This is a genomic window from Aquabacterium sp., assembly GCF_036279655.1.
Lineage (GTDB): Bacteria > Pseudomonadota > Gammaproteobacteria > Burkholderiales > Burkholderiaceae_C > Aquabacterium.
On record NZ_DASUIT010000141.1, the window covers coordinates 1 to 17,774 of the forward strand.

17 protein-coding genes are annotated in these 17,774 nt (G+C 64.1%); 5 read left to right on the plus strand and 12 right to left on the minus strand.

All coding sequences use genetic code 11. The annotated features are described in order from the left end of the window. Both VFW84_RS15135 and VFW84_RS15140 read left to right on the plus strand, forming a co-directional pair. Window positions 1–1,423: DUF3400 domain-containing protein (locus tag VFW84_RS15135; protein WP_329681293.1), on the plus strand; the 1,423-nt coding region annotated here is incomplete at its 5' end. A gap of 2 nt (window positions 1,424–1,425) precedes the next feature. Next, the gene (locus VFW84_RS15140; protein ID WP_329681294.1) at window positions 1,426–1,872 is read left to right on the plus strand and encodes an HIT family protein; all 447 of its coding nucleotides are present in this window, start codon (window positions 1,426–1,428) and stop codon (window positions 1,870–1,872) included. Window positions 1,873–1,878: 6 nt separating this feature from the next. Here the strand turns inward: VFW84_RS15140 and VFW84_RS15145 are convergent, their stop codons facing one another. The 7 genes from VFW84_RS15145 to VFW84_RS15175 all read right to left on the minus strand — a co-directional run bounded on the left by VFW84_RS15145 (window position 1,879) and on the right by VFW84_RS15175 (window position 8,390). Continuing rightward, window positions 1,879–2,457, minus strand: coding sequence for a hypothetical protein (locus tag VFW84_RS15145; protein WP_329681295.1), 579 nt, complete (start codon window positions 2,455–2,457; stop codon window positions 1,879–1,881). 159 nt (window positions 2,458–2,616) lie between these two features. Further along, window positions 2,617–4,170: a methyl-accepting chemotaxis protein gene (locus VFW84_RS15150; protein ID WP_329681296.1), complete on the minus strand. Its 1,554-nt coding sequence runs from the start codon at window positions 4,168–4,170 to the stop codon at window positions 2,617–2,619. Between the two features lie 81 nt (window positions 4,171–4,251). Next, window positions 4,252–4,725, minus strand: a complete 474-nt coding sequence (locus tag VFW84_RS15155; protein WP_329681297.1) for a cache domain-containing protein — start codon at window positions 4,723–4,725, stop codon at window positions 4,252–4,254. Between the two features lie 83 nt (window positions 4,726–4,808). Further along, window positions 4,809–5,285 carry a chemotaxis protein CheW gene (locus VFW84_RS15160; protein ID WP_329681309.1) on the minus strand — a complete coding sequence of 159 codons (477 nt, stop codon included), beginning with the start codon at window positions 5,283–5,285 and terminating at the stop codon, window positions 4,809–4,811. A 21-nt stretch (window positions 5,286–5,306) separates the two neighbouring features. Further along, on the minus strand, window positions 5,307–7,427 hold the full coding sequence (locus tag VFW84_RS15165; RefSeq protein ID WP_329681298.1) for a chemotaxis protein CheW: 2,121 nt from the start codon (window positions 7,425–7,427) through the stop codon (window positions 5,307–5,309). 52 nt (window positions 7,428–7,479) lie between these two features. Further along, entirely contained in the window at window positions 7,480–7,842 is a 363-nt protein-coding gene (locus VFW84_RS15170; protein WP_329681299.1) for a response regulator, read from the minus strand. A 98-nt stretch (window positions 7,843–7,940) separates the two neighbouring features. Continuing rightward, entirely contained in the window at window positions 7,941–8,390 is a 450-nt protein-coding gene (locus tag VFW84_RS15175) for a hypothetical protein (RefSeq protein WP_329681300.1), read from the minus strand. A gap of 171 nt (window positions 8,391–8,561) precedes the next feature. Here VFW84_RS15175 and VFW84_RS15180 point away from each other — a divergent pair, with 171 nt between their 5' ends. Then, complete coding sequence (locus VFW84_RS15180; protein WP_329681301.1) at window positions 8,562–9,752, plus strand: response regulator; 1,191 nt, start codon at window positions 8,562–8,564, stop codon at window positions 9,750–9,752. Further along, window positions 9,749–10,378 (plus strand): response regulator transcription factor, encoded by a 630-nt coding sequence (locus VFW84_RS15185; protein ID WP_329681302.1) that lies wholly within the window; start codon window positions 9,749–9,751, stop codon window positions 10,376–10,378. The genes VFW84_RS15180 and VFW84_RS15185 overlap by 4 nt, the downstream gene beginning before the upstream one ends. Here the strand turns inward: VFW84_RS15185 and VFW84_RS15190 are convergent, their stop codons facing one another. The 3 genes from VFW84_RS15190 to VFW84_RS15200 form a co-directional block, all read right to left on the minus strand. Then, window positions 10,379–10,900 carry a Dps family protein gene (locus VFW84_RS15190; protein WP_329681303.1) on the minus strand — a complete coding sequence of 174 codons (522 nt, stop codon included), beginning with the start codon at window positions 10,898–10,900 and terminating at the stop codon, window positions 10,379–10,381. A 127-nt stretch (window positions 10,901–11,027) separates the two neighbouring features. Continuing rightward, window positions 11,028–13,484, minus strand: coding sequence for a UvrD-helicase domain-containing protein (locus tag VFW84_RS15195; RefSeq protein WP_329681304.1), 2,457 nt, complete (start codon window positions 13,482–13,484; stop codon window positions 11,028–11,030). Window positions 13,485–13,539: 55 nt separating this feature from the next. After that, on the minus strand, window positions 13,540–13,986 hold the full coding sequence (locus tag VFW84_RS15200; RefSeq protein WP_329681305.1) for a universal stress protein: 447 nt from the start codon (window positions 13,984–13,986) through the stop codon (window positions 13,540–13,542). Between the two features lie 121 nt (window positions 13,987–14,107). On the opposite strand from VFW84_RS15200, the gene VFW84_RS15205 reads away from it, so the two are divergent. After that, the gene (locus tag VFW84_RS15205) at window positions 14,108–16,951 is read left to right on the plus strand and encodes a valine--tRNA ligase (protein WP_329681306.1); all 2,844 of its coding nucleotides are present in this window, start codon (window positions 14,108–14,110) and stop codon (window positions 16,949–16,951) included. A gap of 34 nt (window positions 16,952–16,985) precedes the next feature. Here the strand turns inward: VFW84_RS15205 and VFW84_RS15210 are convergent, their stop codons facing one another. Beyond that, window positions 16,986–17,567, minus strand: coding sequence for a shikimate kinase (locus VFW84_RS15210; protein WP_329681307.1), 582 nt, complete (start codon window positions 17,565–17,567; stop codon window positions 16,986–16,988). Window positions 17,568–17,577: 10 nt separating this feature from the next. Further along, a partial coding sequence (locus tag VFW84_RS15215; protein WP_329681308.1) for a hypothetical protein occupies window positions 17,578–17,774 on the minus strand: 197 nt, incomplete at its 5' end.

Here is a 17,774-nt window from a genome sequence, read left to right on the forward strand (position 1 = left end):
CGTCAAGGACTGCCTGCGCTGCGGCAAGTGCAAACCCGTGTGCGCCACCCATGTGCCGCGCGCCAATCTGCTCTACAGCCCGCGCAACAAGATCCTGGCCACCTCCTTGCTGGTCGAGGCCTTCCTGTACGAAGAGCAGACGCGCCGTGGGGTGTCCATCAAGCACTGGGAAGAGTTCGAGGACGTGGCCGACCACTGCACGGTCTGCCACAAGTGCCTGACGCCCTGCCCGGTCAAGATCGACTTCGGCGACGTGTCGATGAACATGCGCAACTTGCTGACCAAGCTGGGCAAGAAGAGCTTCCGCCCCGCAGGCGCAGCCGGCATGCTGATGCTCAACACCAACAGCCCGCAAACGATCAAGATCGTGCGCAGCGCCCTGGTGGATGTGGCCATGCCGCTGCAGCGCCTGGGCAACGAGGTGCTCAAGCTGGCGGCCCGCAAGCAGACCAGCGCCCCACCGGCCTCGGTGGGCACGGCCTCGCTCAAGGAACAGGTCATCCACTTCATCAACAAGAAGATGCCCGGCGGCCTGCCCAAGAAGACAGCCCGCGCCCTGCTGGACATCGAGGACAAGGACTACGTCCCCATCATCCGTGACCCCAAGGGCACCACGGCCGACACCGAGGCCGTGTTCTACTTCCCTGGTTGCGGCTCGGAGCGCCTGTTCTCGCAAGTGGGCCTGGCCACGCAGGCCATGCTCTGGCACGCGGGCGTGCAGACCGTGCTGCCCCCGGGCTATCTGTGCTGCGGTTACCCGCAACGCGGCTCGGGCCAGTTCGACAAGGCCGAGAAGATGATCACCGACAACCGGGTGCTCTTCCACCGTGTCGCCAACACCCTGAACTACCTGGACATCAAGACCGTGGTCGTATCCTGCGGCACCTGCTACGACCAGTTGCAGGGCTACCAGTTCGACAAGATCTTCCCGGGCTGCCGCATCATCGACATCCACGAGTACCTGCTGGAAAAGGGCATCACCCTGCAGAGCAAGGGCGCCTACCTCTTCCATGATCCCTGCCACAGCCCCATGAAGCTGCAGGATCCGATGAAGACCGTCAAGGCCCTGGTGGGTGACAACGTGCTCAAGTCTGACCGCTGCTGCGGCGAAGCCGGCACCCTGGCCGTGAGCCGCCCGGATGTCTCCACGCAGATCCGCTTCCGCAAGGAAGAAGAGATCCGCAAGGGCGAGGCCGACCTGCGCAACCAGGGCCTGATCGGCGCCAAGGACAACGTCAAGATCCTGACCTCCTGCCCCGCCTGCCTGCAAGGTCTGAGCCGCTACGGCGAAGACACGGCCAATGGCCTGCTCGAAGCAGACTACATCGTCATCGAGATGGCCCGTCAGATCCTGGGCGAAAACTGGATGCCGGAGTACGTGGCGCGCGCCAACAACGGCGGTATCGAACGCGTGCTGGTCTGACCATGGGACAACTGGACACCACCCGTCAGCCGGGGTGCGAGCTGTGCGAGCGCGACGGGGGCACCCTCGTCGCACAGACCCAGCAGTTGCGCATCATCCGGGCAGATGACGCGGATCATCCCGCCTTCTACCGCGTGATCTGGAACGACCATGTGGCCGAGTGGACGGACCTGAATGCCGGCGAGCGTGCCCTGATGATGAGCACGGTGGAAGCGGTCGAAGGTGTCCTGCGCGAACACCTGGAGCCCACCAAGATCAACCTGGCCAGCCTGGGCAATGTCGTGCCCCACCTGCACTGGCACGTGATCGCCCGCTTCGATTGGGATGCCCGCTGGCCAGCCCCCGTGTGGGCCCCGAAAAACAAAGAGGTGGCCGATGCCACCTCCCGTTTGAAGCTGCCGCTCGCGGCCCTGGATCAACTCGTGGCCCAGACCGTGCGAGGCCACTGAGCCGCGCTACTTGCGGATGTGATCCAGCACCGTGGGCAGCTTGTAGCCCAAGGCCACCGCCCTGGCTTCGTACTGGGCGGCCAAGGCCGGCTGGTCGGACTGTCGGAAATAGACCGCCAGCTCATACGCTGCCTCTTCACTGCCCAGCGTCGCCGCGAACTGCAACCAGCCGACATAGCGGCTGATGCCCCGCGGGGATCGATCCGTCAGCCGATACTGATGCGCCAGGCGGATGGCGGCTGCCTGGTCGCCCAGCGCCGCCTTGCGGATTTCAGCACTCACCTCCGCAGGCACCGCTCCCGGCAGGAAAGCGTTCTTGTAGAGCCTGACGTCGTTGTGGCTGAGCACCCGCACGGTCTCGTTGGCCCGCGCGTGCAAGGCACGCGCCGTTTCAACCGCACTGCCACGAGGGTAGAGCTTGAGGTAGTCTCCCGACAGGCGTGCGATGTCAGCCGGCCACAGGGCCTGCTGCATGGACTGCCGCAATGCCATCTCTCCATCGACCGCTGTGGTCGGGCCCGCACTGACGCTCCCGGCCACACAAGCCAGGGTCACGACACACGATGCAATTGCGATTTTGACCATGCCGGAATTCTCCATCCGCGCAGCGGATATGGCTAGGATTGTGGCGCCAAGCCAGCCCGACATGTGATCTGAAAGCCGCAAATTACGCTTGCTCACCCCCGCGATGGGCCGGGTGATGGCCAGAGACCACACTTTTCCGGGGGTTGACGAATCCGCTTGTCAGCGATCCGCCATCTCATCGGCCAGCCGGAACTGCTCGACCACCGAGGTCAGACTCTGCGCCTGCTGCCGCAGATTCTCCGCCGCAGCGGCGGACTGCTCGACCAGGGCCGCATTCTGCTGCGTCATCTCGTCCAGGTGGCTGACCGCCTGGTTGACCTCGCCAATGCCCACCGATTCCTGATCGGCCGCCGAGGTGATCTCCGTGATGATCTGGCTGACACGCTGCACGCCCTGGACGATGTCCTGCATGTTCTGTCCTGCCTCCTGCACCAGCCTGGAGCCTGCCTCCACCCGCTCGGAGGATGTGCCGATCAGGGTCTTGATCTCTCGAGCCGCCTGGGCACTGCGCTGCGCCAAAGAGCGCACCTCCCCGGCCACCACGGCAAATCCACGCCCTTGTTCGCCCGCACGCGCCGCTTCAACGGCGGCATTGAGCGCCAGGATATTGGTCTGAAACGCGATGCCATCGATCGTGCCGATGATGTCGGCGATCTTGCGCGAGGCCGCATCGATCTCGGCCATATTGCTCACCACCTGGGTCATCACCGAGCCCCCCCGCACGGCGGAATCTGCCGCGCTGCTGGCCAAGCTGTTGGCCGTACGCGCCGCGTCGGCCGTGCTGCGCACCGTGCCAGTGAGCTCCTCCATGGATGACGCCGTTTGCTGAAGACTCGATGCGGTCTGTTCGGTGCGCGTGCTCAGGTCCTGGTTGCCCGAAGCGATCTGGACCGAGGCCACCCCGATGGATTGCGCCGCCTGCCGCACAGACAGCAGGGAGTTGGACAACTGCACGACCATGGCATCCAGGGATCGCATCAGGTCACCCACCTCATCGTCACTGCTGGCATGGAGCCGGCGATCGAAGCGCCCCTGGGCCACCTCATGTGCCGCAGCCACCGCTTGCGTGATGTCACCCACCACCCGGCGCTGAGTCGTCCAGGTGACCACGCCGGCTGCCACCATGCCCAGCAGCCCCATCACGCCCAGCAGCAACTCACGACGATGCGTGGACGCGGCCACGTCCTGCGCAGCAGCCATGGCGGACGTTTGCACCTGCTTGGACAAGGTCTCCAGCAAGCGGCGCGCTTGCTGGAATTCTTCATCGGCCGTCTGCATGGCAGCCACCCCGGTGTTGGGATCGATGGTCGCCATGTCCAGCGCGGCGTCTGCCGCTTTGACGTACTTCGCAATCGACGCCTGCAGCGCCTTGCCGGCCTTCAGGTCACCGCCGGAAGTCTGCAGTTCCTGCAGCACCTCCTGAAGATGCTCATCGAGCGCCTTGGCCTCGGTCACCAGCGACTTGCGCTGAGCCACCACGTCGGCCTCTGACAGCGAGCCAATGACCGCCATGCTGCGGTAGAGGCGCACATGGTCTTGAGACAACTGCTGCTCCACATGGATGACCACGGACTGCAGCCGCTGGACCTGAGCGTGCGCCTGCTCCGACGCCTCTCGCCCGGACTCCATCATCCATACCGAGGCGCCCATCGAGGTCACCAGGACCAGCGCCGCGAGGGCGGGCGCTGCCATGAGTTTGTGGCCTAGTTTCATGCTGAACTCCGGTCATCCCGGACAGCAGCGCATCCCGCGCATCCACCCGGCAGCACCCCTGAGACGGGGCGCCCTTCTGGCTTACTTGTAAATGCCGCCGCAGACGACGGTTTCGTTCAGCCGCTCGCAGTACATGGACTTGGGCTCGATCTTCTTGTTCTCGGGGTTGGTGAACTTGTAGTCCTGCCAGAACGAAGCCTGCTTCTTGCCCAGCTCGACGCGCTCACGCACGAAGGCCTTGCCATCGATGTCCTTGAGATCGATCAGATTCTTGCCAATCATCTTGGGGTTGGCGCCATGCGACATGACCGTGCCGTCCAGGCCGTACACGACCAGGTACAGATCTCGATCATGGTAGGCGGCATTGGCCTTGTCGTTGAACTCGGCATAGGCCTTGTCGGCACCGGCCGACTTGATCTGGGCCACGCCCTTCTTGACCATGGCCACGGCGTCATCCTTGCTGGCGCCGCCTTCGGCCGCCCGGGCACCAGAGTGAGCGAGCGCCATCAACGAGGCCGCCAGCACGGAAACCATCAGCGTCTGTTTCATTGTCATCTTGATTCTCCAAGGGGTTGAAAGGTGCAACCCGTCGCGAACCGCAAGACCGCCGATCCGTGCGTGATTGCCTGGGAACAGATTCAGTCGATCAGGCCCATGTCTGGGCTCATCAGCATGCTCTCGATGTCGAGCAGGATCACCATGCGCTCGCCCACCTGGGCCAGGCCACGGATATAGGCAGCATCAATGGCCGAGGACATTTCCGGTGCCGGGCGCATGGCCTCGGCCGGGATCTCCATCACGTCGCTGACCGAGTCCACCACCACACCGATGGTGCGCTGACCGATGTGCAGCACGATGGTGACCGTGAAGCTGTTGTACTCGCTCGACGAGCAGCCAAAGCGCATGCGCAGATCCACGATGGGCACGATGGTGCCCCGCAGATTGACCACGCCTTTGAGGAAGTGCGGTGCATTGGCAATGCGCGTGGGGTTTTCATACCCCCGGATCTCCTGCACCTTGAGAATGTCGATGCCGTACTCTTCCTCGCCCAGACGGAAGGTCAGGTACTCGCGGGCCAGATTGGCCTGCACATCCAGCTTTTCCATGACACCCATGTTCATCTCTCCATCCATGCATCAGTGACGCGAGCGGCGCACCAGCGCCCCCACATCGAGGATCAGTGCCACGCGGCCATCGCCCATGATGGTGGCGCCCGATACATCCGTGACCTTGCGGTAGTTCGACTCCAGGTTCTTGACCACCACCTGCTGTTGCCCCAGCAGCTCGTCGACCAGCAGGGCCACCCGGCCACTCTCGGCCTCGACCACCACCATGATCCCGCTGGTGTGCTCCCAATCAAAGCGTGGCACATCGAAGACCTTCTCCAGCTCGATCACCGGCATGTACTCTTCGCGCACCTCGACCACGCGGCCGGAGCCACCAATGGTCTTGATCATCTCTTCGCTCACCTGGAAGCTCTCGACCACCGACGACAGCGGCAGGATGTAGACCTCTTCGCCCACCCCCACGCTCATGCCATCCATGATGGCCAGCGTCAGCGGCAGGCGAACCGCCACCCGCATGCCATAACCTTCGGCCGAGTCGATCTCGACCGTGCCACCCAGCGAGGTGATGTTGCGCTTGACCACATCCATGCCCACCCCGCGACCGGACACATCGGTCACTTCGTCGGCCGTGGAGAAGCCCGGCGCGAAGATCAGGTTCCACACCTCCGGGTCCGTCATGGAGTCCGGAGCGTCAATGCCCTTCTCCCGCGCCTTGCGCAGCAGTTTCTCGCGCGACAGTCCCTTGCCATCGTCGCGCACCTCGATCACGATGGAGCCGCCTTGGTGGGAGGCCGCCAGGGTGATGGTGCCCACTTCGGGCTTGCCGGCGGCCAGACGGTCGGCCGGCATCTCGATGCCGTGGTCGCAGGAATTGCGCACCAGGTGGGTGAGCGGATCGGTGATCTTCTCGACCAGGCCCTTGTCCAGCTCGGTGGCTTCACCCTGGGTGACCAGCTCGACCTTCTTGCCCAGCTTGTTGGCCAGATCGCGCAGCATGCGCGGGAAGCGGCTGAACACGGTGGACATCGGAATCATGCGGATCGACATCACCGCTTCCTGCAGGTCACGGGTGTTGCGATCCAGATCGGTCAGACCGGTGACGAGTTGCTGATAGACCACCGGGTCCAGTTGGCGGCTGTTTTGCGCCAGCATGGCCTGGGTGATCACCAGTTCGCCCACCAGGTTGATCAGCTGATCGACCTTTTCCACCGACACACGGATGGTGGACGACTCCAGACCGGCCGCCTGGGGCTTGTCGACCTTGGCCGCAGGCTTGGCGACCACGGCCGGCTTGTTCGCCGGGGCCACCTCGGCCACCACCGCCGCAGGCGTTGGCACGGCAGAGGGTGCACCCGGTGCATTGTCGAAGAAGCCGTAGCCCACATCCTTGGCTTCTGCCGCTGCTTCGGCGCCCTTGTCCGACACGCCACCACCCAGCGCCACGAACTTCACCTGCTCGCGCGCCACATGGAAGGTGAACAGATCCAGCAGCTCAGACTCGGCGGTTGCCGTCTCCACCTTGAAGCGGCGAATGCCCGGCAGGGCAGGCGCATCGGGCAAGGCCTCGATGGTGCCCAGATCGGTGATTTCCTTGAACAGATCGATCAGGTTGTCGGCTTGTTCCGGCTGGCTCAGCGGGCCCACCTGCAACTCCACCGTGCGCTGCCCCGAAGTCGCCACCGCGCCGCAGGCCACTGGCGCGGCCTCGACAGGCTGCGCGCTGACCGCTGGCGTCGCCACCGGCGCGCTCACCACGGCAGGCGGCGCTTCACCCGCCACCAGCGCGCGGATATTGACCAGCAACTCCGAGGTGTCGATGACGGCACCGCCCGAACCCTGGTGTCTGGCCAACATGGCCCTGAGCGCGTCACCCGAGGCCAGCAACACATCCACCATGGACGCGTTGGGCGCCAGTTCATGGCGACGCAGCTTGTCCAGCAGCGTCTCCATCTGGTGGGTCAACTCCGCCACATCGGCAAAACCAAACGTCGCCGCGCCCCCCTTGATGGAGTGCGCGCAGCGGAAGATCGCGTTGAGCTCTTCGTCATCGGCCTCGGTCAGATCCAGCTCCAGCAGGAGCTGCTCCATGTTCTCCAGGTTCTCACCGGCTTCCTCGAAGAAGACCTGGTAGAACTGCGTCAGGTCGATACCGGCGGACGCTTGGCTGCTGTCCGTGCTCATGTCTGCCATGGGATGCTCCCGAATGTCGTTACGGCGCGTGATCGCGGGTGAGACCGAGGACTCAACTGATCACCTTCTTGATGACTTCAATCAACTTGTTGGGGTCGAAGGGCTTGACCAGCCAGCCCGTGGCGCCTGCCGCGCGTCCGGCCTGCTTCATCTGGTCACTCGATTCGGTCGTCAGGATCAGGATGGGGGTGCCCTTGAACTGGGGTGACTCCCGCAGCTTCTTCGTCAGGCTGATGCCGTCCATGCGGGGCATGTTCTGATCGGTCAGAACCAGATCGAAGCTGCGGCCTCCCGCCTTCTCCCATGCGTCCTGCCCATCGACGGCTTCCACCACGTTGTAGCCGGCGCTCTTGAGCGTGAATGACACCATCTGGCGCATCGAGGCTGAGTCATCAACGGCAAGAATCGAATGCATGGTTCTCTCCGGGGGATTTGGTATCAAATTTCAGAAATTCAGGCAAAACTGCAACCCAAACGGGATCTACGACTTTTTCGGCAAGCACACGCGGTTCTTTAGAACAACTCCACCGAACCCGCGTCCATCTCGTCCTGCGTGACGGGGTTGGGTTTGAGCGGTTCTTGCTCCACAATTGCCTCGCCATCGGGGTCGTCACCCATGGCGTCGCGTGCAATCTGGTCCGCGCAATTGCGCAGGCGTTTGTTGGTGTGGTGGATGAGCTGGGTGGCCATGTCCTGGAACTGCAGGGCCGTCACGGCCTTGAACAGGGTCTGCAAGGTGCCTTGCAGGGAGGGCGCGTCACCGACACCGGCGTCGATCGCGGATCCCAACTGGTGCGCTGCACCCTGGAAGCCCTCGATCAACACGACATAGGCGTCGTCGATCAGACGCTGCAGGCGCTCCAGGTCATTGGTCGCCGTCATCAGATGATCCTGCAACTCGGCGGCCACCATCAGTGGGATCTCGCGAGAAACAGTCTCTTCAGGCTCTTGGTCGGTCTGCATCTCGGCTCCACGAAAGAGGTTGGCGGGGGGCAAGGCCCACGGCACCCCCTCATAAATGGGATGTCATCACAAATCGTGAGTGCTTGTTAGAATTTTTGCTCCTGCAGCCTGCCAAGTACTGCCGATGACACGGTAAAACTTGGCGCAAATCCAAAGATCGAGAGCTCGCCAGTGGTTGATGTCCTCTCCAGAGACAGCGTTTCTCCCCCTGCTCGCCTGAAGGTGCTGCACCTGGAGGACAACGAAGCCGACCACGCCCTGGTGGCCGCACACCTGCTGCGCGGGGGCATCGACGCCGACATCGAACGCGTCGAAAACGAGGCCGGGCTCGTCGAAGCCCTGGAACAGGAGTGGGATCTGATCCTCTCCGACTACAACCTGCCGGGCTACTCCGGCCTGGCGGCGCTCGACAAGGTGCGCTCCATGGGCAAGCTGGTGCCCTTCATCCTGGTTTCGGGCGAGATCGGCGAGGACATCGCCGTGCAAGCCATGCGCAACGGCGCCAACGACTACCTGCTCAAGAGCAATCTGGCGCGCCTGGCCCCCGCCGCCCTGCTGGCCATTGAAGCCAACCGCACCCGCATTGCCAAACAGCGTGCCGACCTGGCCCTCAGCCAATCGCGCCAGCAGTTGCGCGAACTGGCGCAACACCTGCAGACCAGCATCGAGCAGGAACGTGCCGCCATCGCCCGCGAGATCCACGACGACGTCGGCGGTGCCCTGACCGCCATCAAGTTCGATCTGGCCTGGATCGAACGCCATGCGGTCGACTCGCGCGTGGCCGACCGGGCCCGTCAGGCCATGGAAGCGGTCGCCATGGCCCACGAGGCGGCCCAGCGCCTCATGCACAACCTGCGCCCCGCCATCCTGGAGCAGGGCCTGATCGCCGCGCTCCAGTGGATGACCGACCGCTTTGCCCGACGCACCGGCATCGAAACCGCCTTCCGCACCAGCCACGAGCAACTGATCCTGCCCACAGCGGTGCCCCTGGTGGCCTACCGCTTTGCGCAAGAGGCGCTGACCAACGTCTCCAAGCACGCCCAGGCCACCAAGGTCAGCGTGGACCTGACCCAGGCGGGCGGCGTGCTCTCACTGGAGGTGTCCGACAACGGCCGGGGCCTGAGCCAGGACGATCTGGCCAAAGCCCGCTCGTTCGGCATCCGCGGCTTGCGCGAACGCGCCGAGACCGTGGGAGGCTGGGTGGACATCAGCAGTGGCGTACAAGGTACAACCTTGATCCTGTCGGTGCCTCTTTCAGGCCCGGAGAATGGTTTCATCGACGCGCTTGCGCCAGAATTGGTGGACACGCCCCTTGGGGCGGACCTCGACCCTGACGATCCCACCGTCTGGGGCCAAACATGATCAAAGTCATCCTCTGCGACGACCACGCCCTGATCCGTCGGGGCATCCGTGACACCCTGGCCGACGCCGCCGACATCGAAGTGGTGGGCGAGGCGGGTGATTACGGCGAGCTGCGTGCCCTGCTGCGCGACCGCAGTTGCGACGTGCTGGTGCTGGACATCAACCTGCCCGGCCGCAGCGGCCTGGATGTGCTCCATGCCCTCAAGGAAGAGGGCATGCCCATGAAGGTGCTGGTGGTCTCGATGTTCCCCGAGGACCAATACGCCATGCGCGCCCTCAAGGCCGGCGCCAGCGGCTACCTCAACAAAGGCAGCGATGCCGCCCAGATCGTGGCCGCGGTGCGCACCGTGTCGCAGGGCAAGAAATACGTCACCCCCGAAATGGCGCAGATGCTGGTGGACAACCTCACCACCCCGGCGCCCGAGGATGCCCATCAGAAGCTGTCAGACCGCGAGTTGCAGACCCTGGTGATGATCGCCTCGGGCAAGCGCCTGTCCGACATCGCCGAGCAGTTGCTGCTCAGCCCCAAAACGGTCAGCGTCTACCGCGCCCGGGTGCTGGAAAAGCTGGGCTTGACCAACAACTCCGAACTCACGGTCTACGCCATCCGCAACGGCCTGGTCTGATCACTCCTCCAGGAGCGAGCGCAGCATCCAGGCGGCTTTTTCGTGCACGTCCAGGCGCTGGGTCAGCAGGTCGGCGCTGGGTTCGTCAGAGGCCTTGTCGACCAGGGGGTAGAGCGAGCGCGCCGTGCGGGCCACCGCCTCATGCCCTTCCACCAGGATGCGGATCATCTCCTTGGCCTTGGGCGGGGTGGCGGGCGCATCGGGCAGGCTGCTGGCCTTGGCAAAATCGGCGAACGAGCCAATGGCCGGGAAGCCCAGGGCGCGCACGCGCTCGGCAATCGGGTCCACGGCGTTCCACAGTTCGGTGTACTGCGCCATGAACATGGTGTGCAGGGTGTTGAACATCGGCCCCGTCACGTTCCAGTGGAAGTTGTGCGTGGTCAGGTAGAGCGTGAAGGTGTCGGCCAGCAAGCCGTTGAGGCCCTTGGCAATGGCTTCACGGTGAGCCGCGCTGATACCGATGTCAATGGCGCCTTGGGGGGCCGCCACCTTGGCGGACGACTTCTTGGGGGGCTTGGCCATGATGCGTGTGCTCCTGATGGAATGGGGTCAATCGGTGAGTGCTGCAAACACTGTAGCGCGACACGACGCGTCTGATCACCCCCGCCATTGAATTGTCGCTATGGGCGCCTTGAACGCCCTCAATCGCTCACTCGATCGGCGTGAGCTTGGCCACACTCAGCATCAGCCACTTGCTGCCATGGCGGCCGAAGTTGACCTGCACACGCGCATCAGGGCCGGTGCCCTCCAGCGTCAGCACCACCCCTTCGCCGAACTTGTTGTGGAACACGCCCTGCCCCACCTTGAAGCCCCCCTCGGACTTGGCCTGGGACATGGCCTGGGGCAGCGGTGCCGTGAGGTCCTTGAAGTCGTCGCCCTTGGGCTTGCCATAAGGCGCGCCCGAGCCCGCGCCGCGCCAGGGCTGGGCCCCGGCGCCCACCATCGAGCCCAGGCCCTTGCCCGAGGCCCAGGCCTCCTGGTACTGGCGCGCATAGCCTGAGCCAAAGCCCTGGTTGCGCGGCGTCAGCCACTTGAGTGATTCCTCGGGCAACTCGTCCAGAAAGCGGCTCTTGATGTTGTAGCGCGTCTGCCCGTGCAGCATGCGCGTCTGGCTGAAGCTCAGGTGCAGGCGCTTGCGCGCCCGCGTGATCGCCACATACATCAGGCGGCGTTCTTCTTCCAGGCTGTCGCCATCGTTCATCGAGTTCTCGTGCGGGAAGAGCCCCTCCTCCAGCCCAGTGATGAAGACGTTGTCGAACTCCAGCCCCTTGGCCGCGTGCACCGTCATCAACTGCACGGCGTCCTGCCCGGCCTGGGCCTGGTTGTCCCCCGCCTCCAGCGAGGCATGGGTCAAAAACGCCACCAGGGGCGAGATGATCTCGCCCGTTTCGGCGTCGGGCAAGGTGTCCACCAGGGCCACCGCCACGGGCAGGCCCTGTGCCATGCTGCCCGCCGGCTCGTCGATCGGCAGCGCCACGGCATCCTTGCCAAAGCCCTCCTGCGTCACAAAGGCCTCGGCAGCATTGACCAGTTCGGCCAGGTTTTCCAAGCGCTCCTGGCCTTCCTTCTCGGTGCGATAGAAGTCTGCCAGGCCAGAGGCCTCGATCACGTGTTCAATGATGTCGCGCAGCGTCAGGCCGCGCGTCGCCTCACGCATGCGATCGACCAGGGCGTTGAAGGCCTGCAGATTGCTGCCGCCCTTGCCTGCCACGGCCGTGACACTCTGCGACAGGCTGCGCCCGCTGGTGCGTGCGGCATCCTGCAACTGCTCGATGGTGCGCGCACCGATCCCCCGCGCCGGGAAGTTCACCACCCGCAAGAAACTGGTGTCATCGTTGGGGTTCTCGATCTGGCGCAGATAGGCCAGCGCGTGCTTGACTTCAGCGCGTTCAAAAAAGCGCAGGCCACCATAAACCTTGTAAGGCACCCCGGCGTTGAACAGGGCCGACTCGATCACCCGTGACTGCGCATTGCTGCGGTAGAGCACGGCGATCTCCGTGTAGGCCTGCCCTTCGCGGTGGAACAGGCGGGCCTCATCGACCAGCCACTGCGCCTCGGCATAATCACTGCTCGCCTCGTAGACACGCAGGGGCTCGCCCTGGCCCGCATCGGTGCGCAAGGTCTTGCCCAGGCGGCGGCTGTTGCGCGAGATCAGCGCATTGGCCGTGTCCAGAATATGCCCGTGGCTGCGGTAGTTCTGCTCCAGCTTGATCACGCCGGGCACACGGAACTCGCGTTCGAAATCCGCCATATTGCCCACCTGCGCCCCACGAAAGGCATAGATGCTCTGATCATCGTCGCCCACGGCCATCACGCTGGTGCCCGTCACCTCGGGGCGGCCCGCGAACATCTTGAGCCAGGCGTACTGCAGGCGATTGGTGTCCTGGAACTCATCGACCAAAATGTGCCGGAAACGCCGCTGGTAGTGATCACGCAGCTCGGCATGGTCGCGCATCAGCTCGTAGGTGCGCAGCAGCAGCTCCGCGAAATCCACCACCCCTTCACGCTGGCACTGGTCCTCATAGGCCTGATAAACCGCCAGGAACATGCGCCCCAGCTCGTCCCGCGGCACGATGTCCTTGGGGCGCTGACCATCTTCCTTGGCATTGGCGATGAAGTAAGCGGCCTGCTTGGGCACGCAGCGCTCTTCGTCGAACTTCAGGCCCTTGATGATGCGCTTGACCGCCGACAACTGGTCCTGCATGTCCAGGATCTGGAAGGCCTGCGGCAGCCCAGCCAGCTTATGGTGCGCCCGCAAGAAGCGGTTGCACAGCCCGTGGAAGGTGCCGATCCACAGACCCCGGATGCTGATGGGCAACATCGCCGACAGGCGGGTCAGCATTTCCTTGGCCGCCTTGTTCGTGAAGGTCACGGCCATCACCCCGGCGGGTGACACCTGGCCCGTCTGCAGCAGCCAGGCGATGCGGGTGGTCAGCACCCGCGTCTTGCCCGATCCTGCCCCGGCCAGCACCAGCCAAGGCCCCGGGGGCGCCGTCACGGCCGCCAACTGCTCCGGGTTGAGGCCCTTGAGCAAGGGCGATGCGGCGTGATGGGCGGCCACCGCAGGGGCGTCCTGGAAATCATCGTGGGGAGCAAAAGGCGTCATCCGCCGATTTTACGGGCCCCGCCCTCCAACCCTGAGGCCTGCCCCTCGGGCGCGCTCAATGAATCACCAGCAGCGGGATCTGGCTGTGCGACAACACGCTCTTGGTCAATGAGCCATTGATCAGGGCATCGAAGCCATGGCGCCCATGCGTGGCCATCACGATCAGATCGCACGACTGCTTCTGGGCCAGATCGACGATGGCCTGTGCCACCTGGTCGGTGATCATGAACTGGCCATCAAAGGCCACCCCGGCCGCCTGAGCCCGCTCACCGAAAGCCTTGAGCAAGGTGCGCGCATGTTCCTCACTGCGGCGCTGGTGCTCGGCAATGGTCTCGGCATGGAAAGCCATGGCGCCGGGCTCACCCACCAGGATGGGCAAAGGCATTTCGACCGTGAAGCCCGTCACCCGGGCCCCCAGCATCTTGGCCAGCCCGATGCTGGTCTCGATGGCCTTGTGGGACAACTCACTGCCATCCACCGGCACGAGAAGGTGTTCGTACATGGTGAATCCTTTCATTGATTGCTGCACTGCAGCGATGCTAAGACACGGCAGGCCCACTTGACCACCCCCTTCGTCAAACAAAGCGCACAGCCGCCTCGGTCGAACCGCCTAAAATCGCGGGATGACCGAACTCGCCAAATCCTTCGACCCCGCCCCGATTGAAGCCCAATACGGCCCCCAATGGGAGCAGCGCGGTCTCTACAAGCCCACGCTGGACGCCAGCAAGCCCTCCTTCTGCATCCAGTTGCCGCCCCCCAATGTGACCGGCACGCTGCACATGGGCCACGCCTTCAACCAGACCATCATGGACTCGTTGACGCGTTACCACCGCATGAAGGGCCACAACACCCTGTGGATCCCCGGCACCGACCACGCCGGCATCGCCACCCAGATCGTGGTGGAGCGCCAACTGCAGGAAAAGGGCCAGACCCGGCACGACCTGGGCCGCAAGAACTTCGTCGCCAAGATCTGGGAGTGGAAGGAGCAAAGCGGCTCCACCATCACTCAGCAGATGCGCCGCATGGGCGACTCGGTCAGTTGGGAACACGAGTACTTCACCATGGACGACAAGCTCTCCAAGGTGGTGGTCGAAACCTTCGTGCGCCTCTATGAAGAAGGCCTGATCTACCGGGGCAAGCGCCTGGTCAGCTGGGACCCGATCCTCAAGTCCGCCGTGTCCGACCTCGAAGTCGAAAGCGAGGAAGAAGACGGCTCCATGTGGCACATCCGCTATCCCGTCGATGGCAGCGATGAGACCCTGGTCGTGGCCACCACCCGTCCCGAGACCATGCTGGGCGACACCGCCGTCATGGTCCACCCCGAGGACGAGCGCTACACCCACCTGATCGGCCGTCTGGTCAAGCTGCCCATCACCGGTCGACTGGTGCCCGTGATCGCCGACGAGCATGTGGACAAGGACTTTGGCACGGGCGTCGTGAAGGTCACCCCGGCCCACGACACCAACGACTACCAGGTCGGTCAGCGCCACCAGTTGCCCATGATCACCATCTTCACGCTCGACGCGCAAGTGGTGTCGCATCTGCCCGAGATCCCCGAGGCCTACCGGGGTCTGGACCGCTTCGTGGCCCGCAAGGCCCTGGTCGCCCAACTCGAAGCCGAAGGCCTGCTGGTCGAGGTCAAGAAGCACAAGCTCATGGTGCCGCGCTGCGCCCGCACCGGTCAGATCATCGAGCCCATGCTGACCGACCAGTGGTTCGTGGCCATGACCAAGCCCGGCGCGCAGGGCAAGTCGATCGCAGAACAGGCCATCGAGGCCGTGGACAGCGGCGAGGTCAAGTTCGTCCCAGAAAACTGGGTCAACACCTACAACCAGTGGATGAAGAATATCCAGGACTGGTGCATCTCGCGCCAACTCTGGTGGGGCCATCAGATCCCGGCCTGGTATGGCAGCAACGGCGAGATCTTTGTCGCCCGCACCGAAGACGAAGCCCGCACCCGCGCCAAGGCCGCTGGCTACGAAGGCGAGCTCACCCGCGATGAGGACGTTCTGGACACCTGGTACTCCGCGGCCCTGGTGCCCTTCTCCACCCTGGGCTGGCCCGAACAGACCCCCGAGATGGACCTGTTCCTGCCCTCGTCCGTGCTGGTCACCGGCTACGACATCATCTTCTTCTGGGTCGCCCGGATGATCATGATGACCAAGCACTTCACCGGCAAGGTCCCCTTCAAGCACGTCTACATCCACGGCCTGGTGCGCGATGCACAGGGCCAGAAGATGTCCAAATCCGAAGGCAATGTGCTGGACCCGGTGGACCTGATCGACGGCATCGAACTAGGCCCCCTGCTGGACAAGCGCACCACCGGGCTGCGCAAACCCGAGACCGCCCCCAAGGTGCGCAAGAACACCGAAAAGGAGTTCCCGGACGGCATTCCCGGCTATGGTGCCGATGCCCTGCGCTTCACCTTTGCCACGCTGGCCAGCCTGGGCCGAAGCATCAACTTCGACAGCAAACGCTGTGAGGGCTACCGCAACTTCTGCAACAAACTCTGGAACGCCACCAAGTTCGTGCTGATGAACACCGAGGGGCAGGACTGCGGCCTGGACTCTCACGTGCCCGGACAATGCGTCGCCAACGGTTACCTGGACTTCAGCCAGGCTGACCGCTGGATCGTCAGCGAACTGCAGCGCGTCGAAGATGCTGTCGAGCAAGGCTTTGGCGAGTTCCGTCTGGACAACGTGGCCAACGCCATCTACCAGTTCGTCTGGGACGAGTACTGCGACTGGTACATCGAGATCGCCAAGGCCCAACTGAACGCCGCCAAGGACAGCGGCAACGAAGCGCAAGCCCGTGCCACCCGCCGCACCCTGATCCGCGTGCTCGAAACCGTGCTGCGCCTGCTGCACCCCATCACGCCCTTCATCACCGAAGAGCTGTGGCAGGTGGTGGCCCCGGTGGCAGGCCGCAAGGCGGCCGGCAGCGACGACTCCCTGGTGCTGGCGCCCTACCCGCAAGCCGACCTGAGCCGCATCGACCCGGTGGCCGACGCCTGGGTGGGCAAGCTCAAGGCCCTGGTGGGCGCCACCCGCGTGCTGCGCAGCGAAATGAACCTGTCACCCGCGGCACGCGTGCCGCTACTGACCACCGGTGATGCCGAGTTCATCACCGCCGCCGCGCCCATCGTCAAGGCCCTGGCCAAGCTCAGTGAGGTGCAGGTGCTGGACGAGGCCGCCTTCGCGGCAGCCACGGCCCTGGCCCCCGTGGCCGTGCAGGGCGACGCCCGTCTGGCGCTGCATGTCGAGATCGACGTGGCCGCCGAGAAAGAGCGCCTGGGCAAGGAAATCGCACGCCTGGAAGGCGAAATCGCCAAGACGCAGGGCAAGCTGGGCAACGAGAGCTTCGTGGCGCGCGCGCCTGCAGCCGTGGTCGACCAGGAAAAGCAGCGCATGGCCGACTTCTCGGCCACGCTGGTGCGGGTGAAGGAACAGCTCAGCCGCCTGGGCTGAGTCGTCCCTGCATTGCAAGCGCTCCCGGCTGGGATCAGCGGGGCGCTTGCTCGCCGCCCCCCTCGACGGGTGACGGAGGCGACGGCCGGATGCCGGCCATGTCCAGTTGCATCAGGATCATGTTCACGAGCGTAGACACGGACGGACGCCCTGTGTCCACGGCGTAGTGCGCCGTTTGCTCGTACAAGGGATGACGCTGGGCGTACAGCTCCCGCAGCTTGGCCATGGGATCGGGCACCTGCAGCAGAGGACGCTGTGTGTCGTGCTTGAGGCGGCGATACAGCTCTTCGGGGGTGGAACGCAGATACACCACCGTGCTCCGAGCTTTGAGGCGCTCCCGGTTGATGGGACGCAGCACGGCGCCACCGCCGGTGGCCAGAACCAGGCCCGACGACTCACCGCCCTCAGCGGGCAGCGTCAACTCATCAAGCACCTGCTCCTCCAGGTCACGGAAGGCAGCCTCACCCCGTTGCTCGAAAAAAGAACGGATCGGCATGCCGATCCGTTCTTCGAGCACGGTGTCCGCATCCAGGAAGCGAACACCGAGCCGTTTGGCCAGTTGCTTGCCGACGGTGGATTTACCACCGCCGGGCAGGCCGATCAATGAAATCAACAACTCACAAACCTCAATCGGGATTCCGGCAAGGCGTCAAGGTGGTACCAGCCGTCAAGGTGGTCGTGCCATTGGGCATCAGACGATCTGCGCTCAATGTCTGGTTGGTGATCACCACGCCATAAGGACTCAGCTTGAAGGGAGGATCTGCCTCTGCCCGGATATCTGTAAACAGTGCAGCAAGCCTCTGCTGCCGCGATGCTCGACCTT

What these genes read in the sequence shown, in the direction of transcription:
- VFW84_RS15155 (WP_329681297.1), bottom strand. Translation starts at nt 4,725, where the DNA reads ATGACAATGAAACAGACGCTGATGGTTTCCGTGCTGGCGGCCTCGTTG.
- VFW84_RS15145 (WP_329681295.1), bottom strand. Translation starts at nt 2,457, where the DNA reads ATGGTCAAAATCGCAATTGCATCGTGTGTCGTGACCCTGGCTTGTGTG.
- VFW84_RS15140 (WP_329681294.1), top strand. Translation starts at nt 1,426, where the DNA reads ATGGGACAACTGGACACCACCCGTCAGCCGGGGTGCGAGCTGTGCGAG.
- VFW84_RS15175 (WP_329681300.1), bottom strand. Translation starts at nt 8,390, where the DNA reads ATGCAGACCGACCAAGAGCCTGAAGAGACTGTTTCTCGCGAGATCCCA.
- VFW84_RS15150 (WP_329681296.1), bottom strand. Translation starts at nt 4,170, where the DNA reads ATGAAACTAGGCCACAAACTCATGGCAGCGCCCGCCCTCGCGGCGCTG.
- VFW84_RS15170 (WP_329681299.1), bottom strand. Translation starts at nt 7,842, where the DNA reads ATGCATTCGATTCTTGCCGTTGATGACTCAGCCTCGATGCGCCAGATG.
- VFW84_RS15195 (WP_329681304.1), bottom strand. Translation starts at nt 13,484, where the DNA reads ATGACGCCTTTTGCTCCCCACGATGATTTCCAGGACGCCCCTGCGGTG.
- VFW84_RS15200 (WP_329681305.1), bottom strand. Translation starts at nt 13,986, where the DNA reads ATGTACGAACACCTTCTCGTGCCGGTGGATGGCAGTGAGTTGTCCCAC.
- VFW84_RS15190 (WP_329681303.1), bottom strand. Translation starts at nt 10,900, where the DNA reads ATGGCCAAGCCCCCCAAGAAGTCGTCCGCCAAGGTGGCGGCCCCCCAA.
- VFW84_RS15165 (WP_329681298.1), bottom strand. Translation starts at nt 7,427, where the DNA reads ATGGCAGACATGAGCACGGACAGCAGCCAAGCGTCCGCCGGTATCGAC.
- VFW84_RS15185 (WP_329681302.1), top strand. Translation starts at nt 9,749, where the DNA reads ATGATCAAAGTCATCCTCTGCGACGACCACGCCCTGATCCGTCGGGGC.
- VFW84_RS15160 (WP_329681309.1), bottom strand. Translation starts at nt 5,285, where the DNA reads ATGGGTGTCATGGAAAAGCTGGATGTGCAGGCCAATCTGGCCCGCGAG.
- VFW84_RS15205 (WP_329681306.1), top strand. Translation starts at nt 14,108, where the DNA reads ATGACCGAACTCGCCAAATCCTTCGACCCCGCCCCGATTGAAGCCCAA.